This window comes from Stenotrophomonas sp. STEN240, from assembly GCF_056756175.1.
Map to the genome: position 1 here is coordinate 1 of NZ_JBRRBO010000014.1, position 18,419 is coordinate 18,419.

The 18,419-nt window shown below is 63.5% G+C and carries 11 protein-coding genes; 2 read left to right on the top strand and 9 right to left on the bottom strand.

Annotated features, from left to right (window positions below; genetic code table 11):
* Positions 1–184: 184 nt before the first annotated feature.
* Both ACVOKO_RS08455 and ACVOKO_RS08460 read right to left on the bottom strand, forming a co-directional pair.
* The gene (locus tag ACVOKO_RS08455) at positions 185–793 is read right to left on the bottom strand and encodes a DUF937 domain-containing protein (RefSeq protein WP_346498492.1); all 609 of its coding nucleotides are present in this window, start codon (positions 791–793) and stop codon (positions 185–187) included.
* A gap of 158 nt (positions 794–951) precedes the next feature.
* The gene (locus ACVOKO_RS08460; protein WP_346498493.1) at positions 952–2,598 is read right to left on the bottom strand and encodes a catalase; all 1,647 of its coding nucleotides are present in this window, start codon (positions 2,596–2,598) and stop codon (positions 952–954) included.
* A gap of 202 nt (positions 2,599–2,800) precedes the next feature.
* Here ACVOKO_RS08460 and ACVOKO_RS08465 point away from each other — a divergent pair, with 202 nt between their 5' ends.
* Both ACVOKO_RS08465 and ACVOKO_RS08470 read left to right on the top strand, forming a co-directional pair.
* A complete protein-coding gene (locus tag ACVOKO_RS08465; RefSeq protein ID WP_346498494.1) occupies positions 2,801–3,493 on the top strand; it encodes a helix-turn-helix transcriptional regulator in 693 nt (230 codons plus the stop codon).
* 64 nt (positions 3,494–3,557) lie between these two features.
* Entirely contained in the window at positions 3,558–4,199 is a 642-nt protein-coding gene (locus ACVOKO_RS08470) for a glutathione S-transferase family protein (RefSeq protein WP_346498495.1), read from the top strand.
* Between the two features lie 186 nt (positions 4,200–4,385).
* Here ACVOKO_RS08470 and mutS read toward each other — a convergent pair whose 3' ends face one another.
* From mutS to ACVOKO_RS08505, 7 genes are all read right to left on the bottom strand, one after another.
* Positions 4,386–6,941 carry a DNA mismatch repair protein MutS gene (mutS, locus tag ACVOKO_RS08475; protein ID WP_346498565.1) on the bottom strand — a complete coding sequence of 852 codons (2,556 nt, stop codon included), beginning with the start codon at positions 6,939–6,941 and terminating at the stop codon, positions 4,386–4,388.
* Positions 6,942–7,302: 361 nt separating this feature from the next.
* Positions 7,303–9,606 (bottom strand): TonB-dependent receptor, encoded by a 2,304-nt coding sequence (locus ACVOKO_RS08480; protein ID WP_346498496.1) that lies wholly within the window; start codon positions 9,604–9,606, stop codon positions 7,303–7,305.
* 999 nt (positions 9,607–10,605) lie between these two features.
* The gene (locus tag ACVOKO_RS08485) at positions 10,606–11,943 is read right to left on the bottom strand and encodes an amino acid permease (RefSeq protein WP_346498497.1); all 1,338 of its coding nucleotides are present in this window, start codon (positions 11,941–11,943) and stop codon (positions 10,606–10,608) included.
* Positions 11,940–12,818, bottom strand: coding sequence for a cation diffusion facilitator family transporter (locus ACVOKO_RS08490; protein ID WP_346498498.1), 879 nt, complete (start codon positions 12,816–12,818; stop codon positions 11,940–11,942). The genes ACVOKO_RS08485 and ACVOKO_RS08490 overlap by 4 nt, the downstream gene beginning before the upstream one ends.
* A gap of 333 nt (positions 12,819–13,151) precedes the next feature.
* Entirely contained in the window at positions 13,152–15,440 is a 2,289-nt protein-coding gene (locus ACVOKO_RS08495) for an Orn/Lys/Arg family decarboxylase (protein ID WP_346498499.1), read from the bottom strand.
* 29 nt (positions 15,441–15,469) lie between these two features.
* A complete protein-coding gene (gene adiC / locus ACVOKO_RS08500; protein ID WP_346498500.1) occupies positions 15,470–16,819 on the bottom strand; it encodes an arginine/agmatine antiporter in 1,350 nt (449 codons plus the stop codon).
* 105 nt (positions 16,820–16,924) lie between these two features.
* The gene (locus ACVOKO_RS08505) at positions 16,925–18,352 is read right to left on the bottom strand and encodes a DcaP family trimeric outer membrane transporter (RefSeq protein ID WP_346498501.1); all 1,428 of its coding nucleotides are present in this window, start codon (positions 18,350–18,352) and stop codon (positions 16,925–16,927) included.
* Positions 18,353–18,419 lie beyond the last annotated feature (67 nt).

Sequence of the window (18,419 nt, forward strand, 5' to 3'; positions counted from 1 at the left end):
GGGCATTACCGGTGAAGCTTCTGCCGAGCATGGCTCGGCACTACGGGGCATTGCCGGTGAAGCCTCTGCCGAGCATGGCTCGGCACTACGGGGCATTGCTTGTGAAGCCTCCTGCCGAGCATGGCTCGGCACTACATACAAAAACGCCACCTTGCGGTGGCGTTTTCTGTGGGTCGTTTGCCGCTCAGCGCTTGCCGCTACCCAGCAGGCCACTGCCCAGCTTGATCAGATCGCTGACGCCGAACTGGCCGTCGCCGTCCTGGTCCAGCACGCTGCCCAGCAGGCCGCCGCCGATGCCGCCAGCCTGCGCAACCTGTTGCTTCTCCTGGCCCAGGACCTGCGCCAGGCCGTCCGGATTGGCCGGTGCTGCGCCGCTGCTCATGCGTTGGGCGATGTAGGCCATCACGATCGGGGCGAGGATCTTCAGCAGCTGGCTGGAGGTGCTCGGGCTCAGGCCGGTGGCCTGGGCCAGGCCGGTTTCAGCGCGGTCCTGGCTGCCGCCGAAGATATGGCCGAGGATGCCGGCACCGTTGGCTGCCGGGCTGCTGCCACCGCCCATCACCGCGCCCAGCACGCTGCCGATGTCCAAACCACTATGGTTGTTCTGCAATGCACCAAACAGCGCTTCGGCGCCCTGTGGCTTGGCCGCGTTGTTGCCCAATGCGCCCATCAACAGCGGCAGTGCGGCGCTGATCGCGGTCGAGGCCTGCTGGCTGTCGATGCCGAGCTGCTGCGAAACCTGCTGCAGCGGTGCGCCCTGCAGCTGGGAGAGGAGGTCGTCGGTCAGGCTCATCAGGTGGATCCTTGAAGGTTGGGTTGCCGAGCGGAATGGTAACTCCCGCAAGGGGGCGTAAGTGAAGAGGCCAGTGACGTGTTGGTTTGTGGGTAGAAACAACACCGCCCGCGTGCGGCGGGCGGTGTGTCTGTCAGCGTTTCAGCCTCTGGCCGGGCTTACAGCTCGATGTCCTCCGCGCCCGGGGTGCCGGCGGGGAAATCACTGCCCGGGTGCGGCGGCGGTGCGAACGGATCGGCCGACGCGCTGGCATCGGCCAGCTTCTTCAGGGCGGCGGCAATACCGGCACCATAGGCCGGGTCGGCCTTGTTGCAGTTGTCGATATGGCGCTGCTTGATGAAGTCCGGCGCATCACCCAGGGCGCGGGCGGTGTTCTCGAACAGACGCTGCCTCTGCTCGGCGTTATAGCTGCGGAACAGCGCGCCGGGTTGGCTGAAGTAATCGTTGTCGTCTTCGCGGAAGTTCCAGAAGTCGGCATCGCCACGGATCTTCAGGGCCGGTTCGCGGTACTGCGGCTGTTCCTGCCACTGGCCAAAGCTGTTGGGCTCGTAATGCGGCAGGCCGCCGTAGTTGCCGTCCACGCGCATTGCGCCATCGCGGTGATTGCTGAAGACCGGGCAGCGGGCGGCGTTGACCGGGATCTGATGGTGGTTGACGCCCAGCCGGTAGCGCTGCGCATCGGTATAGGCGAACAGCCGCGCCTGCAGCATCTTGTCCGGCGACGGGCCGATGCCCGGCACCAGGTTGCTCGGTGCGAATGCCGACTGCTCCACGTCCATGTACCAGTTGTCCGGATTGCGGTTGAGCTCGAATTCGCCCACTTCGATCAGCGGGTAATCGCTCTTGGGCCACACCTTGGTCAGGTCGAAGGGATGGATGCGGTAGGTTTCCGCTTCCAGCTCCGGCATCACCTGCACGAACAGCTTCCACTTCGGGAACTCGCCGCGCTCGATCGCCTGGAACAGGTCGCGGCCATTGCTTTCGCGGTCCTTGCCGACCAGCACTTCGGCCTGCGCATCGGTCAGTGCCTGCACGCCCTGCTGGGTGACGAAGTGGAACTTGACCCAGAAACGCTCGCCGCCTTCATTGGTGAAACTGTAGGTATGCGAGCCGAAGCCGTTCATGTGGCGGAAGCTGCGCGGAATGCCGCGGTCACTCATCACCACGGTTACCTGCATCAGCGCTTCCGGCAGCAGGGTCCAGAAGTCCCAGTTGTTGCGGGCGCTGCGCAGGTTGGTGTGCGGGTCGCGCTTGACCGCCTTGTTGAGGTCGCCGAACTTGCGCGGGTCACGCAGGAAGAACACCGGCGTGTTGTTGCCCACCAGGTCCCAGTTGCCTTCTTCGGTATAGAACTTCAGCGCGAAGCCACGGATATCGCGCTCGGCATCGGCCGCGCCGCGCTCACCGGCCACGGTGGTGAAGCGGGCGAACATCTCGGTCTGCTTGCCCACCGCCGAGAACAGCTTGGCGCGGGTGTACTTGCTGATGTCGTGGGTGACGGTGAAGGTGCCGAATGCGCCGGAGCCCTTGGCGTGCATGCGGCGTTCGGGAATGATTTCGCGGTTGAGGTTGGCAAGCTTCTCCAGCAGCCACACATCTTCCATCAGCAGCGGGCCACGCGGGCCGGCGGTCTTGCTGTTCTGGTTGTCCACCACCGGTGCACCGAAGGCGGTGGTCAGCGGGGTGACGGGGGCATCGCCGTGCTTCTGCTTGGGTGTGGTGCTGGTGTCACGCTGCGATTGCGCAGCCTGTTCCGGTGACGGGGCCTGGTGATACGGACAGGTCGGCTTGGTGTCGTTGCTCATGGCTGGCTCCTGCTGGCGTTGGGGGACATCTTTCATCGACTTTAACCACGGAATCGTTAAATGAGTAATCAAATGATCCGTTCATTGCCATAGGGTCTGCCTATCAGTCAGCATGCTTGAATCGATCCCGCCTCTTTCAAGCCCGGTGTAGCGTCGGCTTCCTGCGCGCACTGCTGCCGTACCCCTTTCAGTGGACCGTTCCATGAGTCAGCGCGCCACCCGATTACTGCATCTGCTGGACGAATTGCGGCGCCGCCGCACGCCGGTGCGCGGCGCCGAACTGGCGCAACGGCTGGAGGTAAGCCTGCGCACGCTGTACCGGGATATCGATGCATTGCGCGGGCAGGGCGCCGAGATCGTCGGTGATCCGGGTATTGGCTTCCAACTGCGGCCGGGCTTTCTGCTGCCGCCGATGATGTTCTCCGCCGAAGAGCTGGAAGCCCTGTTGCTGGGTGCACGCTGGGTGGTATCGCATGCCGATCCGGAACTGGCTGCCGCCGCCGGCAACGCGCTGGACAGGCTCACCGGCGTGTTGCCCGAGCCGCTGCGGCTGCAGGTGGAAACCAGTGGCTTGTTCGCCCCGCAATGGAAGCGCAGCGAACCCGAACCGTGGTTGCCGGCACTGCGGCGTGCCATCCGCGAAGGCAATGCGGTGCGCATCCAGTACTGCGATGCCGAAGGGCAGGCCAGCGAACGGGTGATCTGGCCATTTGCGATGGCCTTCATGGCCGAGCTGCGGTTTCTGGCGGCCTGGTGCGAGATGCGTGGCGATTTCCGTCATTTCCGCGCCGACCGGATGCTGGCGCTGGAGGACACGGGCCGCCGCTATCCCGATCAGCGCCACAGCCTGCTCAAGCGCTGGCGGGCGCTGCAGCTGCAGCACCGCAAGGGTTGACTGCTGACAGCAGCTGTCAGCAGCCCCTGCGCACACTGCAGGCTCTTCCAACGAGGTGCCTGCCATGAGCAACACGCTGACGTTCTATACCCATCCTTATTCCCGCGCCCGTATCGCCCGTTGGATGCTGGAGGAAACCGGCCTGGCTTACGACGAGGTACTGCTGGAGTACGGCAAAAGCATGAAATCGCCTGAGTTCCTGGCGATCAATCCGATGGGCAAGGTACCGGCGCTGCGCCAGGGCGATGTGGTGCTGACCGAGAACGCGGCCATCTGCCTGCACCTGGCCGACCTGGTGCCGGACAAGGGCCTGCTGCCGCCGGTAGGCAGCGCCGAGCGCGGCCTGTGCTATCGCTGGATGTTCTTTGCAGCGGGGCCGGTGGAGTCCTTCATCACCGCACGCCGCCACGGCGCGCTCGCACCGGCAATCGAGGCCGGCTACGGCAGCGAGGCGGACCTGATGCGCACCTTGATCGGTGCGGTGCAAGGCAGGAAGTACCTGGTCGGCGACCGCTTCACCGTGGCCGATCTGTATATGGTCGCCTTCCTCGGCTACTACATGCGGGTAGGCGAGCTGGAGCCGCTGGCGGCGTTCGAGAACTATGTCGCGCCGCATCTGCAGCGGCCGGCAGCGCTGCGTGCCAACGCCAAGGACGATGCATTGATCCCAGCTGTTGAAGCTGTTGAAGCTGTGGGAGCGGCATAAGCCGCGAAGCTGGGAGCAACGGAACCGCCGAGGAGATCAAGCTCTGGCAGTTTCCCCGGTCTTTTCCGGCAACAGCGGGCTTCGTGGTACTGCTTCGACGGCTTCAAATTGCTACTCCGGCGCCCCTCTCCCCAACTCCTCTCCCGTAAGGGGAGAGGGGCTCAAAGCAGATCGCCAGCGCCCGCCTCAGATCAACGACTTCACCCGATACAAGGCCTCCAAGGCCTGCTTCGGCGTCAGCTCGTCCGGGTCGATTGCCTGCAAGGCATCCAACGCCGCTGAATTCGGCGCGGCGAACAAACCAAACTGCTGCGGCGCATCCAGCGCCTGCGGTGCCATCGCTGCACTCTGGGTTTCGCCGCCACGCTGTTCCAGTTCGGCCAAGCGGCGCCGCGCCTGGGCAACGGTGGACTTGGGCAGGCCCGCCAGCGCGGCCACCTGCAGGCCGAAGCTGCGATTGGCCGGGCCATCCTTCACCGCATGCATGAATACCAGCGTGTCGCCGTGTTCCACCGCATCCAGGTGAACATTGGCGATGCCGCTGGCGCCGCCTTCATGGCTTTCATCGGCCAGTGCGGTCAGCTCGAAATAGTGGGTGGCGAACAAGGTGTAGCAGCGGTTCTGGTAGGCCAGGTGGCGGGCCACCGCGTCGGCCAGGGCAAGACCGTCGTAGGTCGAGGTGCCGCGGCCGATTTCGTCCATCAACACCACTGAATGCTCGGTGGCGTGGTGCAGGATGTAACTGGTCTCGGCCATTTCCACCATAAAGGTGGATTGGCCCTTGGCCAGGTCGTCGCCGGCGCCGATGCGGGTCAGGATGCGGTCGATCGGGCCGATCACCGCGCGGCTGGCCGGCACGAAGCTGCCGATATGGGCCAGCAGCACGATCAGCGCGTTCTGCCGCATATAGGTCGACTTACCGCCCATGTTCGGGCCGGTGATGACCAGCATGCGGCGGTCAGGGTGCAGGTCCAGATCGTTGGGTTCGAACGGCGCATCGCGCACCGCTTCGACCACCGGATGGCGGCCGCGTTCGATGCGCAGGCAGGCGTCTTCCTGCAGTTCCGGCTGCGACCAATCCAGCGCCTGCGCACGTTCGGCGAATGCGGCCAGCACGTCCAGTTCGCTCAATGCACCGGCGCAGCGCTTCAGCGGCTCCAGGTGCTGGCCGACGATATCGAGCAGGCCTTCATACAGAAGCTTTTCGCGGCTGAGCGAGCGCTCGCGCGCTGACAGCACCTTGTCCTCGAAGTTCTTCAACTCCTCGGTGATGTAGCGCTCGGCGTTGGTCAGGGTCTGGCGACGGGTGTAATGCACCGGCGCCTTGTCGGCCTGGCCCTTGCTGATTTCGATGTAATAGCCGTGTACGCGGTTGTAGCCAACCTTCAGGGTGGCGATGCCGCTGGCCTGGCGCTCGCGCGCTTCCAGATCGATCAGGAACTGGTCGGCGTGGGTGGACAGGCGGCGCAGTTCATCGAGCTCGGCGTCGTAGCCTTCGGCGATCACGCCACCATCGGACAGCTTCAACGGCGGCTGCTCGGCAACGGCGCTGGCCAGCAGGTGCGCGCTTTCATCGTGTGAGCCAAGCTCGGCACGCAGCTGTTGCAGGCGCGGCGAATCCAGCGCTTCCAGCTGCGCGGTGATTGCCGGCAGCAGGCCCAGACCGTCGCGCAGAGTGGAGAAGTCGCGCGGGCGTGCCGAGCGCAACGCCATGCGGGTGAGGATGCGTTCAATGTCGCCGAGCGCGCGGAAGCTGTCGCGCAGATCGGCGTCGGTGCCGCGATCAATCAGCGTGGCAACCGCGTGGTGGCGCTGCTGCAGCACGTTGCGCAGACGCAGCGGGCGGTGCAGCCAGCGCCGCAGCAGGCGCCCGCCCATCGGCGAGACGGTGCTGTCGAGCACGCCGAGCAAGGTGTTGCGGGTGTCGCCATCGACGCGCGTGTCCAGCTCCAGATGACGGCGGGTGGCCGCATTCATCGCAATCGCTTCGCCGGCGTTTTCCATCGAGATGGAGGTCAGGTGCGGCAGGCGCTGCTTCTGGGTTTCCTCGACGTAGCCCAGCAGCGCGCCGGCAGCGCCGGTGGCGCGCGCTTTGTCATCGATGCCGAAACCGGTGAGGTCATGCAGTTTGAAGAAGTTAAGCAGATGGCGGCGGCCGCTGTCGGCATCGAACAGCCACGGTGCGCGGCGGCGCACGCCATTGCGATGGCGCAGGAACTCGGGCCAGTTGTCTTCGTCGGGGACCAGCAATTCGGCCGGTTCCAGCCGGGCCAGCTCGGCTTCCAATGCGTCATCGGTGTCCACCTCGTTGACCAGGAAGCGGCCACCGGCCAGATCGGCCCAGGCCAAGCCATAACCGGCCTTGCCACGTGACAATGCCATCAGCAAGGTGTCGCGGCGCTCGTCCAGCAGTGCTTCATCGGTGACCGTGCCAGGCGTGACCACGCGCACCACCTTGCGCTCGACCAAGCCCTTGGCCAGCGCCGGGTCGCCGATCTGCTCGCAGATCGCCACCGATTCGCCCACGGCCACCAAACGCGCCAAGTAGCCCTCAAAGGCATGCACGGGTACACCGGCCATCGGAATCGGCGCACCGCCGGAGCTGCCGCGCTGGGTCAGGGTGATGTCCAGCAGGCGCGCGGCTTTGCGCGCATCGTCATAGAACAGTTCGTAGAAATCGCCCATCCGGAAGAACAGCAGCAGGTCCGGGTACTCGGACTTGGCTGCAAAGAATTGCTTCATCAACGGGGTGTGTTCGGGCTTCTTCTCGGTCACGCGGGGTCCACTTTGTCGGTCGGGCAGGGGGCTGCCGCAAAGAGGAGCATTGTAGGCGTTGTGCCGTGGCAGGACGAAGCCCGAGCGGGCTGGCGCTGGCCGGGCGGTCCAAGCCGCGGTGCCTGCGTGCTGGCAGGCGGCGTGCCGTGGTGGGTATTCAGGGCCGGATATGCGCGATTGGAGTACTGCCGGTTGACCGCATCGGACTGACCGGAGCGGTTGAGAACGGCGTGTTGCCGCATCGCAACGAAGGCGCATTGGGGGCGTGGTTGCCGCCAACGAGAGGAGTGTCGCCTGCGTTGCGATCCGGACGCTGCCAGCTGCCCGGCTAGAAGTTCATGCTCAGCGTTACGCCGACGGTGCGGAAGCTATCGGGCGACAGGAACTGCATGATTCCGCCGGTATTGACTATGCCGTAATCAATGAGACTGCGGTAATGCTCATCGAGCACGTTGCGTGCATACACCGACACATCCCAGCGTCCGTCTTCAGCACCAATGCCGACGGAAAGGTTGAGCAAACCGTAGCCGTCACTCTTGGTATGGGCCTGCGCAACGGCGTTGTAGAACCCACTCTTGTGGGTCCAGCCGGCGCTGGCATTGAAGGCCAGGCCTTCACCGAAGGAACGGTAGTAAATGCCGTTGAGGGAATAGCTGTACTTGGAGACGAATGTTGGCGCGAAGCCGGACAGGTCCCCTTGCAGAATGCCGTCAACGATCGTGCATTTTGCTTCGCTGGTGGGATTGCAGCGGCCAAAGTAATCGATGAACTCGGCATCGGTGATCGCGCCATTGGCATTGACAGTGAAGTCAGCGGTAGGCCGCCAGTTGATCTCCAGCTCCATGCCCTGGGTGCGCATCTTGCCGGCGTTGGACATCGCAAAGCCGGTGGTTTCCGGCACATACACCTGCGCCTGGAAATCCTTGAAGTCCGAACGGTACAGGCTGGCATTCACAGTCAGGCTGCGGTCAAGGAACTGCGACTTCATACCGACTTCGTAGGCTGTGGATTTCTCAGGCTGGATCCGGTCTGACCCAGTGTTTGTGGGGTCTATGGTCGGGCCTTTGTATCCCGTGCCCGCATTCGCGTACCACATCAACGTAGGCGTCTGCTGGAATTGCACCGCAACCTTTCCAGACACGTTGTCCTTGCTGATCTGCCCCGACGAGGCCAGCACGGTGTTCATTGGCAGCAGCGGCTTGCCATTGATGGTGGCTACGTCGATCGGGGTCATGCCTGCGACCACCTTGTCATGGGTATAGCGCAGGCCAGCGCTGGCCGCCCAGCGATCACTCAGTTGGTAGCTGGTATTGGCGTAGAAGGCATAGCTCTTGGTGTCCGCGTCCACATGCTGCTTTGGTCCGTTCAGTGAAAACAGGGAATCGGGCTCAGGCATGTCGTAGTTGAAACCGCCGTAGGCAAAATACTCGTAGGTACTGGCCACGTTGACGTAATAGGCGCCCAGGACATAGTCCATCCGCTCATCCAACAGCCTGTCGGCAAGGCGGAATTCCTGGCTGATCTGATGGGCGCGGATGGTGGTGAGGTTGTTGTTCAGAAAGTTGGCTGGGGTCTGGTCGATGTCGTGCATCTGGTTCACGGTGGAACCACGGTAAGCGCTGATCGAAGTGAGCTGGGCACCATTGGGTAGCTTCAGATCGGCCTTTGCGGAAAAGCCGGTCACCCCTTGAAACGCCATTGCATCGGCGTCGCCCAGGCTGCGGAAGTTGTCGCCACCCACCTCGCCAAGCCCGGCAAGCGCATTGTTGAACCCTTGGTCGGTGCCCAGCGTGTACGGTATGGCAATCGTGCGATTGAGCAAGGTCTGCCGCTCGGCGATCAGCAGCAGGTCGAGGTTTTCGGTGGGCGACCACAGCCACTTGCCGCGTACTCCGCGACCGGTCTGGTCGCCGATATTCCAATCGTGGAAGGCACTTGCTATGGACCCGTCCTGCTCCTTGAAATAGGCCGACAGGCGGAATGCGGACGTATCGCCGACGGCAAGATTGGTGGTGACGCGCGCCACATGTTCGTTGCGCTGGCCCAGCGACAGCGACAGTGAAGTGGCGTTGCTGCCAATCTCGGGGTTGCGGGTACTGATGTTGACCACGCCGGCAGAGGCGTTCTTGCCGAACAAGGTGCCCTGCGGGCCACGCAGCACTTCGATATGTTCGATATCGCTGAAGCCGGTCACACCGGGGTCGCGTGGGATGCCGATGACGACATCGTCAACCACCGTGCCCACGGTCTGCTCGGAGGCGACGCTGAACGCTTGCGTGCCGATACCGCGAACCTGGAAGCCGCCGCCGTTGGCGGTGCCTGCGGTGGCCGAAAACGAAACGCCCGGGGCCAGATACTGCAGGTCGGAGATGTTGCTCATATTGGTGCGATCAAGCTGTTCGGCGGTAACGACGCTGATCGAGATCGGCGTGCGCTGAAGCGGCTTTACCTGGTGCGTGGACCTGACCATCACAGCGTCCAGATCCTTGGTAGCGGTTTCCGCTTCGGTTGCCGGCTGTTGGGCCATTACCGGCTGTGTAGCGGCCATTGCTGAAAGCAGGGCCAAGGACAGGCGACTGATACCGTTGATGGCTGCAGCCCGCCGTCTTGGCGGGGCGAACGATTTCTGCATGAACTCTCTCCAGTGGTGGTGGTACGGAACCGGCGGTGCCGGGGCTTTGTACGCCTGCTTTTCTGCTGCGGTACTGCGCGTTGGTATTGCGGGTGCTGGCAGTGCGGGGCGATGGCGGGGTGGTTTTTTTTCAGGCACGGCGTTGCCCATTCGCGTTCCGCACCGCGCGGAAGCGACCGTGTTGATGGAAGGGGAAAGCTGCGCTGGAACGCCGCTACATGAGCGCTCAGCGCAGCGAGTGCTCAGGTGTCGCCAGTGGCGCCGTTCGATGCTTTGCCCGGGTGATCGATCGGGGCGGCGTCAATCGAAGCAAAGGCCTTGCTGGCGGCGTGTGGCGGAAGACTCGTGGCCGGTGTGCAGTGCGGGCGCCTCAACCCGTTGTGCGCTGCCTTGCAGAGATCTGGCACTGGCGGGTGAGGCGGGGAGATCCGTCGGCGACAGCTGATGGTGGTAGCAAAGAAAAGCGGGTTCGTTCGCTGAGTATCGTCACTGCGATAACGCGGAGCGGGTGGCATCTTCGCTGCCTGCAGCATGTTGCCTGTTGATGGTCGTGTCTGCGATGTCGCACTAGCTTCCATTGCGGGCTCAGCTCCACGGGTATTGATGGGTGACTGCCGTTATCTGCGGGAACGAAGATGTTCAACAGGTGATGCAGGTGTCAACACGTTGGCGTGAGTTGGTTGAATTGGAACATTGCAACGGGCCGCCGCGCTGGCGCTTGTTGTTGGGTAGATGTTTGATTTTCATCAAGACCGATGCAGGTGATATGCAAGGATTGCGATGCTGAGGGGCGCCAATGCGCTGGTGCCTGCAGCGGACAAGTGCGCGATTTGCGCGGCTTGTGCCGCTCGCACAGGGCGCGGCGTCCAGTCCAGAACCGGCGATGCACGAAAACCGGGGAGATCGTTGCGATGGCCCGACGGTTGGCTGCGGAGCGACTGCGTACGCAGCTGGATGGCGAGCGGCATCGCTATCGACTACGGTCTTCCAGGCTTTGACCTAGTCGCTGCGCGATGGCCTGCTGGTCTTGCCAGTCCCCAGCATCCGCTGGCGGAAGAACGGGTACAGTGCCGCGCTGAACAGGACTGCCACGGTGGCGTAGGCCAGCAGTTCGGCGTCTGCGCCGAGCAGGGCGTACAGGCAGTAGGTGACAGCCACGGCGGCAGTCAGCAGGCAGGCGGCGCGCATCCAGCCCTGTTCGCCACGCTCAAGCGTGGTGGTGATCAGCGCGCCGGCCGAGAACAGGTAAGGAATGATGGTCAGCAGTACCGCGATATTGGTCAGCTGGTCGAACTGGCGGGCCAGGGTGGGCGAGGACGTCACCAGCAGCAGGCCGCTCATCAACACCGCCACGATCATCAGCCCGGTGCCTGGCATGCCGTGGCGGTTGAGCCGGCAAAACACGCGCGGAAACAGGCCATCCTCTGCCGCCGCCTTGGCCGATTGCCCGACCAGCAACATCCAGCCGCCCAGCGCACCCACCGATTTGAAGATGGCGCACAGTGCGATCACCAGCACGCCCCACGGCCCGACCATCAACTGCGCGACATCGGCGAACGGCGCCGAGGAATCGCGCAGCTGGGCCATCGGCACCATGCCCATGATCACCAGTGAGCAGCTGATGTAGATCACCGCTGCCAGCGCCAGCCCAAGCAGGGTGGCGAGCGGGATGTTGCGTTTGGGGTTGTCGATCACATCGGCCGATACCGCCGCGCTCTCCACGCCCATGAACGCCCACAGCGCGATGGACGCACTGCGCGAGATCGCCGCGCTGTCGTCCATGCCGCTGACGTTCCAGCCGGCACTGAACAGCGCCGGGTCGAACCACCACCAACCGAAGATGGTGATGCCCAGTATCGGGATCAGCGCCAACAGCAAGGTGCCGGTTTCCAGCGCGCCGATCCAGCGGGCGCCGCGTGCATTGGCCAGGCTCAGCAGCCAGATCACCGCCAGGGTGAAGCCAAGGCGCGGATAGACATCCTGCAGCCATGGCCACAGGTGACTGAGGTAACCGGTCACGACCAGCGCGATGGCGACATTGCCGATCCAGTTGCCGAACCAATACGCGTAGTTGCTGACGAAGCCGATGTAGTTGCCGAATGCGTCGCGCGCGTAGGCGTACGGCCCGCCCGGTTGCGGGTCCAGTTGCGACAGGCGGGCGAACACCAGCCCGAGCGCGATGGCGCCGGCGGTGGCAATCAGCCAGCCCACCGAGGAGATGCTGCCGACCGTGGCCAGGTTGGCCGGCAGCAGGAATACGCCAGTGCCAATCATGTTGCCGGCGACCAGCATGGTCGCCATGGTCAGGCCCATTTTCCGGGGTGTTGCCGTGCTCATGTCCAGGCCGGATCGGAAGTGAAATCGATGGTCAGCCAGAAGCGGCCGGAGCGTGCGTCCAGCTGTGATGCGATTTCATCGCGCAGGCGGTCGACGTCACCGATGCTGCCCAGTTGGGTGTCGGCGCGGGTGAGGATGTGGATCTCGACGAACTGCATGCGGCCGATCTTGGCCACATGGCTGGTGAAGCCTTCAAACCGATGCTTGTCGACGAACTGCTGCATCACCTGTTGCACCAGCTGGTCCAGCTCGTCGGGGGCAACCTGCAGCACTTCACGGGCGGCCTTCCACGCGCCACGCAGCGGTACCGGCAGCGTAGCGAGGCTGATGCAGGCCAGCACCAGCGGGTCCAGGTAGGGAATCCAGTGTTCATGCGCGCCACCGCGCAGTGCCAAGGCGATGACGAAGGACAGCACCACCGCCAGGCTCATCAAGCCGGTCAGCAGCCAGGCGCGCGCATCCAGCGCCAGCAGGCCCGATTGCAGTCGACGGGCGTGGCGACCGATCCAGACTGCCATCGCCAGGTCCACCACCACCAGCAGCGCGGCCCAGAGCAGGCCGGGGCCGAGTCGTGTTTCATGGCCGCCATCGCTGAGGCCGATCACCGCGTTGGCCAGCGCGTAGATGCAGGCAAGGCTGAGGATGGCGCCGCCCAGCGCTTCAACCATGGGCTCCAGGTGCCAGAACCCATATTGGAAGCGAGGACTCTGTTCCTTGGCCATCAGCCGCAGCACCGCCAGTGCCACCAGCGTCAGCGCCAGATCCACCATGCTGTAGATGCCATCGAACAGGATCGCCTGCGAGCGGGCAAGCATGCCGCCAAAGAAACCGATCGCCGCGACCAGTACGGTTGCGGCGATAGAGCGTTGCAACACCTGTTGTTCTTTCCGTGTGCTGGTCATTTGCGGGTTGACGGCGCAGTAGCCATGTAAGGGGGGGGCAGGCTTTGAAAGCCCCTCTCCCGTTTACGGGAGAGGGGTTGGGGTGAGGGCGCTTTGATAGCACGTGGAGCAGATTTTGATCTGAGCAGAGCAGAGCGGAGCGGAGCGGAGCCAGAGCCAAAAGCCAAAAGCCAAAAGCCAAAAGCCAAAAGCCAAAAGCCAAAAGCCAAAAGCCAAAAGCCAAAAGCTCCCCTCATCCATCCCTGCGGGCCACCTTCTCCCGCAAGCGGGAGAAGAAACAGCCTGGGTTCCGCTTTTTCCTTGCGGTCAAATCTTCAAAACCTCTACCCGATAACTCGGCTTCTCGCCGCTGGTGTCGATGATCAAACCATGCACATCCGATTCGAACCCCGGGAAGCGCGCGTTCTGCTCGCGGGCGATGCGCAGTGACTGGATGATGGGCTCGTCGCTGGCGCCAAAACGTTCACCGGGCATGATGGTCGGGATGCCTGGCGGGTAGGGCACCAGCATGGTGCCAGCGACGCGGCCGCTGAGCTGGTCGATGTCCACCCGTTCAATCTCGCCGCGCACCAGGTGGTTGTAGGCTTCGGCCGGGGTGATCACCGGTTCCGGCAGCTCCACATACATCTCGCGCATCACCTCGGCCACGCGGAATTCGCGGTTGAAGTCATGCAGGGCCGTACACAGATCGCGCAGCCCCCAGCCAGCGTAGGCCGTCGCACCGCCTTCGAGCAGGCTGGGCAGCGACTGGCTCAGTGGTGCGTTGGCGTCGTACAGGTCCTTGAACGCCAGCAACTCGGTGACCAGCGTGCTCCATTTACCCTTGGTGATGCCCATCGAGAACAGGAACAGCACCGAATACAGATTGGTCTTCTCCACGGTGATGCCGCGTGACCACAGGAACTTGCTCAGCACCGCCGCCGGGATGCCCAACTTGCCCATCTCTCCGTCCATCGCCAGCCCTGGCGTCAGCAACGTCACCTTGACCGGATCGATCAGCACATAGTCATCGGCCAGGTTGTCGAAACCGTGCCAGTGCGCAGCCGGGCGCAGGTACCAGTCCGGGCGCGAGGTGACCATCGGCTTGGAGCTGTCGCCCTTGGCCAGGTTGCGCTCCACGCCATCGGGTTGCCAGACCTTGAACCACCAGTCATCACGGCCCAGGTCTTCGCCGACATGCAGCATCGCCCGGCGGAAGGTGACGGCTTCATCGTGCATTTCTTGCACCAGCGATTTGCCGGCCTCACCCTCCATCATTTTCGAGGCGACATCGCAGGCGGCGATGATGCCGTAATGCGGGCTGGTGGAAGTGTGCATCATGAACGATTCGTTGAAACGCTCGGCATCCAGTTCGCGCGTGGCGGCATTGCGCACATGGATCATCGATGCCTGCGAGAACGCAGCCAGCAATTTGTGCGTGGAATGGGTGGTGAAGATGATCGCGTCCTGCTCGCGCGGCTTGCCCTTGGCCATGCCGTAGTGGTTCTCGTAGAAAGGATGGAACGCGGCATAGGCGTACCAGGCTTCGTCGAAGTGCAGGAAGTCCACCGCTGTGCCGAGGTTGTCGGCGATCTTCTCGGCGTTGTAGCAAAGCCCGTCATAGGTGGAGTTGGTGACCACCGCGATGCGCGGCTTGACGCCGGGCTTGGCCGCCTTGCTGGCCAAGGGATTGGCCTGGATCATCTTCTGCAGTGCTTCTGCGGAGAACTGATCCAGACTGATCGGGCCGATGATGCCGTGCGCGTTGCGGCTGGGAGTGAAATAGACCGGGATGCCACCGGTCATGATCAGCGCGTGCAGCAGCGACTTGTGGCAGTTGCGGTCCACGAACACGATGTCGCCGCGTCCGACCGTGCCATGCCAGACGATCTTGTTGGCGGTGGAGGTGCCATTGGTGACGAAGAAGGTATGGTCCGCACCAAAGTTGCGTGCGGCCTCGGTTTCGGCCTCACGGATCGGGCCGGTATGGTCGAGCAGCGAACCCAGCTCCGGCACCGAGATCGACAGATCGCTGCGCAGGGTGTTTTCACCATAGAACTGATGCAGCGCACGCCCCACCGGTGACTTGGTGAAGGCGACGCCGCCTGCATGGCCTGGCGTATGCCACGAATAGTTGGACTCCGCAGAATGGTGCACCAGGGCCTTGAAGAACGGTGGCAGCAGCTTGCCCATGTACGACTCGGCCGCGCGCATCACCTGGCGGGCGATGAAGCTCTTGGTGTCCTCGAACAGGAAGATGTAGCCGTGCACGAACTTGAGCAGCTTGCTCGGTATTTTCTCGATGGTGCGGCGTTCGCCATACAGGAACACCGGCAGGTCGGCGCGACGTTGGCTTTGCTCACGCAGGAATGCCAGCAGGCGTTGGAACTGATCGTCGTCGTCCTCGGTACCGTCGATGGAGATCAGTACCGCCGAGGCGGCCACATAGGTGCGTGCGCCGGCGCGGGCATCGTCCAGGTTCAGGCCGGAGAGCACGCGCTGGTCGTTCCTGCGCAGCTCATCGGCCAGGGCGCGGATCAGGATGCCGTTGATGCGCGGCGACTCGTAGTCGGCATCGATGATGATGATCGGGTAGTCCAGTGATTTGAAATACATGGCGTTGTTCCTATCTACCGAGCGGGGGATCAGTTCGAGGTGGCACGTGCAGTGCCGGTCGGAGTGAATTTGGCCAGGCGCTGCTTGCGGCGCTCATCGCTGAAGAACGGATAGAACACGGTGATGAACAGTACGAACAGGAAGGCGTACTGCACGATGCTGCCGGACGAACCATAGATGGCCCACAGGCAGTAGACGACGGTGATGCTGGTCAACAGCCAGAACGCGCCGGTGTGGGCCAGCGTATGCGAGCGCTCGACCACGAAGTAGCAGGCCACGCAGGAGTAGATATAGGGCAGCAGGGTCAGCACCACCGCCGCCGAAGTGATCACGTCGAACTGCGCTGAGGCGGTTTCCGAGGTGGAGGTGATCAGCACCGCCAGCGTCATCAGCACGGCGACGATCAGCACGCCCCTGACGGGCACCTCGTCCTTGTTGATCTTGCTGAAAACGCTGGGGAACAGACCATCATCCGAGGCCGCCTTGGCACTCTGCGCGGTCAACAGGATCCAGCCGCCCAATGAACCGGCGGCACCGACGAAGGCGCACAGGCTCACCAACGCGCCGCCCCAGCCACCCACCGCGCTTGCCGCGGCCAACGCGAACGGCGCATCCGATACCTGCAGGTCGGCGTTGGGTACCATGCCCATGATCACCGACGAGCTGGCGATATAGGCAATTGCCGCCAGGAATACCCCGGCCAGGGTTGCGCGGGCCACGTTCTTTTCCGGGTTTTCCACCACGCCGGCGGTAACCGACGCCGATTCCACGCCAATGAAGGCCCACAGGGTCAGCGCTGCCGCGCTGGAGACCGCACCGAAATTGGATTGGCCGGAAACGTTGTAGGCGCCCTTGAAGATGGTGGGGTCGAAGTAGAACCAGCCGAAGATGGCAATGCCCAGGATCGGCACCAGCGCGAAGCTTGTGGTCACCGTCTGCACGCGGCTGACGAAGGACGGGCCGATCACGTTGGCAAAGCTCAATGCCCATACCAGCAGCAGTACCGCGATGCAGCGGGGCAATGGTTCGGAAAGAATGGGAAAGAAGTAGCTGAAGTAACCGACGGCTGCGATCGGGATGGCGACATTGCCGATCCAGTTGGCGAACCAGTAGATGGTATTGGTCTGGAAGCCCATGTACGGGCCGAACCAGTCACGTGCATAGGCGTAGGGGCCACCGGCTTTGGGCGCCAGCTTGCCGAGCTTTGCGAATACGAAGGCCAGCAGCAACGCACCGGCCGTGGTTACCAGCCAACCCCAGATCGAGGCGGTGCCGATTTTGGCCAGGCTCGATGGCAGCAGGAACACGCCTGAGCCCATCATGTTGCCTGCCACCAGGAAGGTCGCGCCAACGACCCCGATTTTCTTCTGACCTGCCATGACTATCTCCTTTCACCGGCTAAGCCGGTTCATTCGATGGGAAGGACATTGCGTGAATCGTTGGGTGGCGAGCTGCACGTGGTGCGTGCAGGCATCGGCTGCCTGTTACTTGATGAAGTTGTATTGAAGGCTGCCCTGCAGGCGCAGCGTGTCCGCATCACGGCGGTCCTGCAGTTGTTGCTGGCCGTACAGCAGCTCCATGCCCATGGTCCACGACGGTGCCGGGCTCCAGAGCAGGTTCAGTGCGGCATAGCGGCTGCGGCGGAACGCATCGCTGGCCAGCGCGTCGGCGCTGTCGATCTGCAGTTGCCCGTAGATGAGGTTGGACCGCCACAGCTCCGACCAGTAATGGGTGTAGCCGAAGAAGCCGCCGCGCAGCGGCAGCGCCTTGAGCCGGCCGTCGCCATCGATGGCGGCATCCAGGTTGGATCCGGTGAGGTCGGCGGTATAGCGGCTGATGCCCTTGCCGCCGACCAGCCCGAACAGCAACAGGTCGCGCTCGGCCACGGCATAGGAGCCGCTCAACTGCAGGCCGCCGCCAAACGTGCGGTCGCTGCGGCCGTCGCCGTCATAGCGCAGGCTGCGCAGCACCGCGCCCAGTTGCAGATGGCCCCAATCGCGCTCCATGCGCGCGATCAGGCTGACATCGGGAAGGTGCTCCACACTGCTGTCGTTCTGGCCGATGTTGGCCAGCTGTGAATCCGGATCTTCGGCGGCCACGGTCAAGGTATTGCCCTTGCCCAGCGCGAAGCTGTGGTGGATGCCGGCAACCAGCAGGTAGCCGGCCGCACCGGGCCCGGCAAAGTCCAGGGTATCCGGCAGCGAGTCGGCATCCATGAAGGTGGAATAGCCGTAGCCGGCATAGGTGTTGCCCAGCTGCCCGTAGGCATGGCGCAGGCGGAACTCATAGCTGTCGCTGCTGCCGAAGAAGTCGTTCTCCAGGTAGAAGCGCAGGTTCCCATGCGTGGTTGGCCGACGCGCTTCGAAGCTGAAACGGGTCTGCTTGGCATGCATGCCGAAATGCGAGACATCGCGGTGCGGGCCATCCACCGGCATCGACGAGGGAATGAACTGCTCGGTGTCGCCGGCGGCGCGGCTATCGGCGATGGCGTCGAGCTTGGCGTAGCCACCGAGCCGGATCAGGGTCTGGGTGCCAGGAATGGCGATGAAGCCTTTCAGTTCCGGGTCGTTGGGCGAGGGGGCGTTGTCCGGGCGCGAGGCGCCGGTAGACGGATCGGCAACCGAATCGCGGGCGGGAATGATGGTCTGCGCAATCGATGACTGGCTGTTGCGCGGAGTCTCGGGGTTGGGCGGCGCGGTTGTGAGCTGCGATGCCGAGGTCGGCGATGGCGGAGGTTTCGCCGAAGGACTGGGCTGCCCTTGTTCCAGTGCATCAAGCCGAGCGTTGAGCGACTGCAGGTGTTGCTGGGCCTGGGCGATTTCTGCGCGCAGGGCGGCAACGGAGTCCTGCGCGCCTGCCGTGGCGGGCAGCAGTGCAAATGGCAGCAATGTGGCCAGCGTCAGTGGTTTCATCGCGTGTTCCGGGGGGAGAAACACCATTGGCGGCCGGAACGGATTCCTGCCACGGGATCACCAGTTC

Coding starts and splice junctions, on each gene's coding strand:
- ACVOKO_RS08470 (WP_346498495.1), top strand. CDS start 3,558: ATGAGCAACACGCTGACGTTCTATACCCATCCTTATTCCCGCGCCCGT.
- ACVOKO_RS08480 (WP_346498496.1), bottom strand. CDS start 9,606: ATGCAGAAATCGTTCGCCCCGCCAAGACGGCGGGCTGCAGCCATCAAC.
- ACVOKO_RS08485 (WP_346498497.1), bottom strand. CDS start 11,943: ATGAGCACGGCAACACCCCGGAAAATGGGCCTGACCATGGCGACCATG.
- ACVOKO_RS08505 (WP_346498501.1), bottom strand. CDS start 18,352: ATGAAACCACTGACGCTGGCCACATTGCTGCCATTTGCACTGCTGCCC.
- mutS (WP_346498565.1), bottom strand. CDS start 6,941: ATGAAGCAATTCTTTGCAGCCAAGTCCGAGTACCCGGACCTGCTGCTG.
- adiC (WP_346498500.1), bottom strand. CDS start 16,819: ATGGCAGGTCAGAAGAAAATCGGGGTCGTTGGCGCGACCTTCCTGGTG.
- ACVOKO_RS08460 (WP_346498493.1), bottom strand. CDS start 2,598: ATGAGCAACGACACCAAGCCGACCTGTCCGTATCACCAGGCCCCGTCA.
- ACVOKO_RS08455 (WP_346498492.1), bottom strand. CDS start 793: ATGAGCCTGACCGACGACCTCCTCTCCCAGCTGCAGGGCGCACCGCTG.
- ACVOKO_RS08465 (WP_346498494.1), top strand. CDS start 2,801: ATGAGTCAGCGCGCCACCCGATTACTGCATCTGCTGGACGAATTGCGG.
- ACVOKO_RS08495 (WP_346498499.1), bottom strand. CDS start 15,440: ATGTATTTCAAATCACTGGACTACCCGATCATCATCATCGATGCCGAC.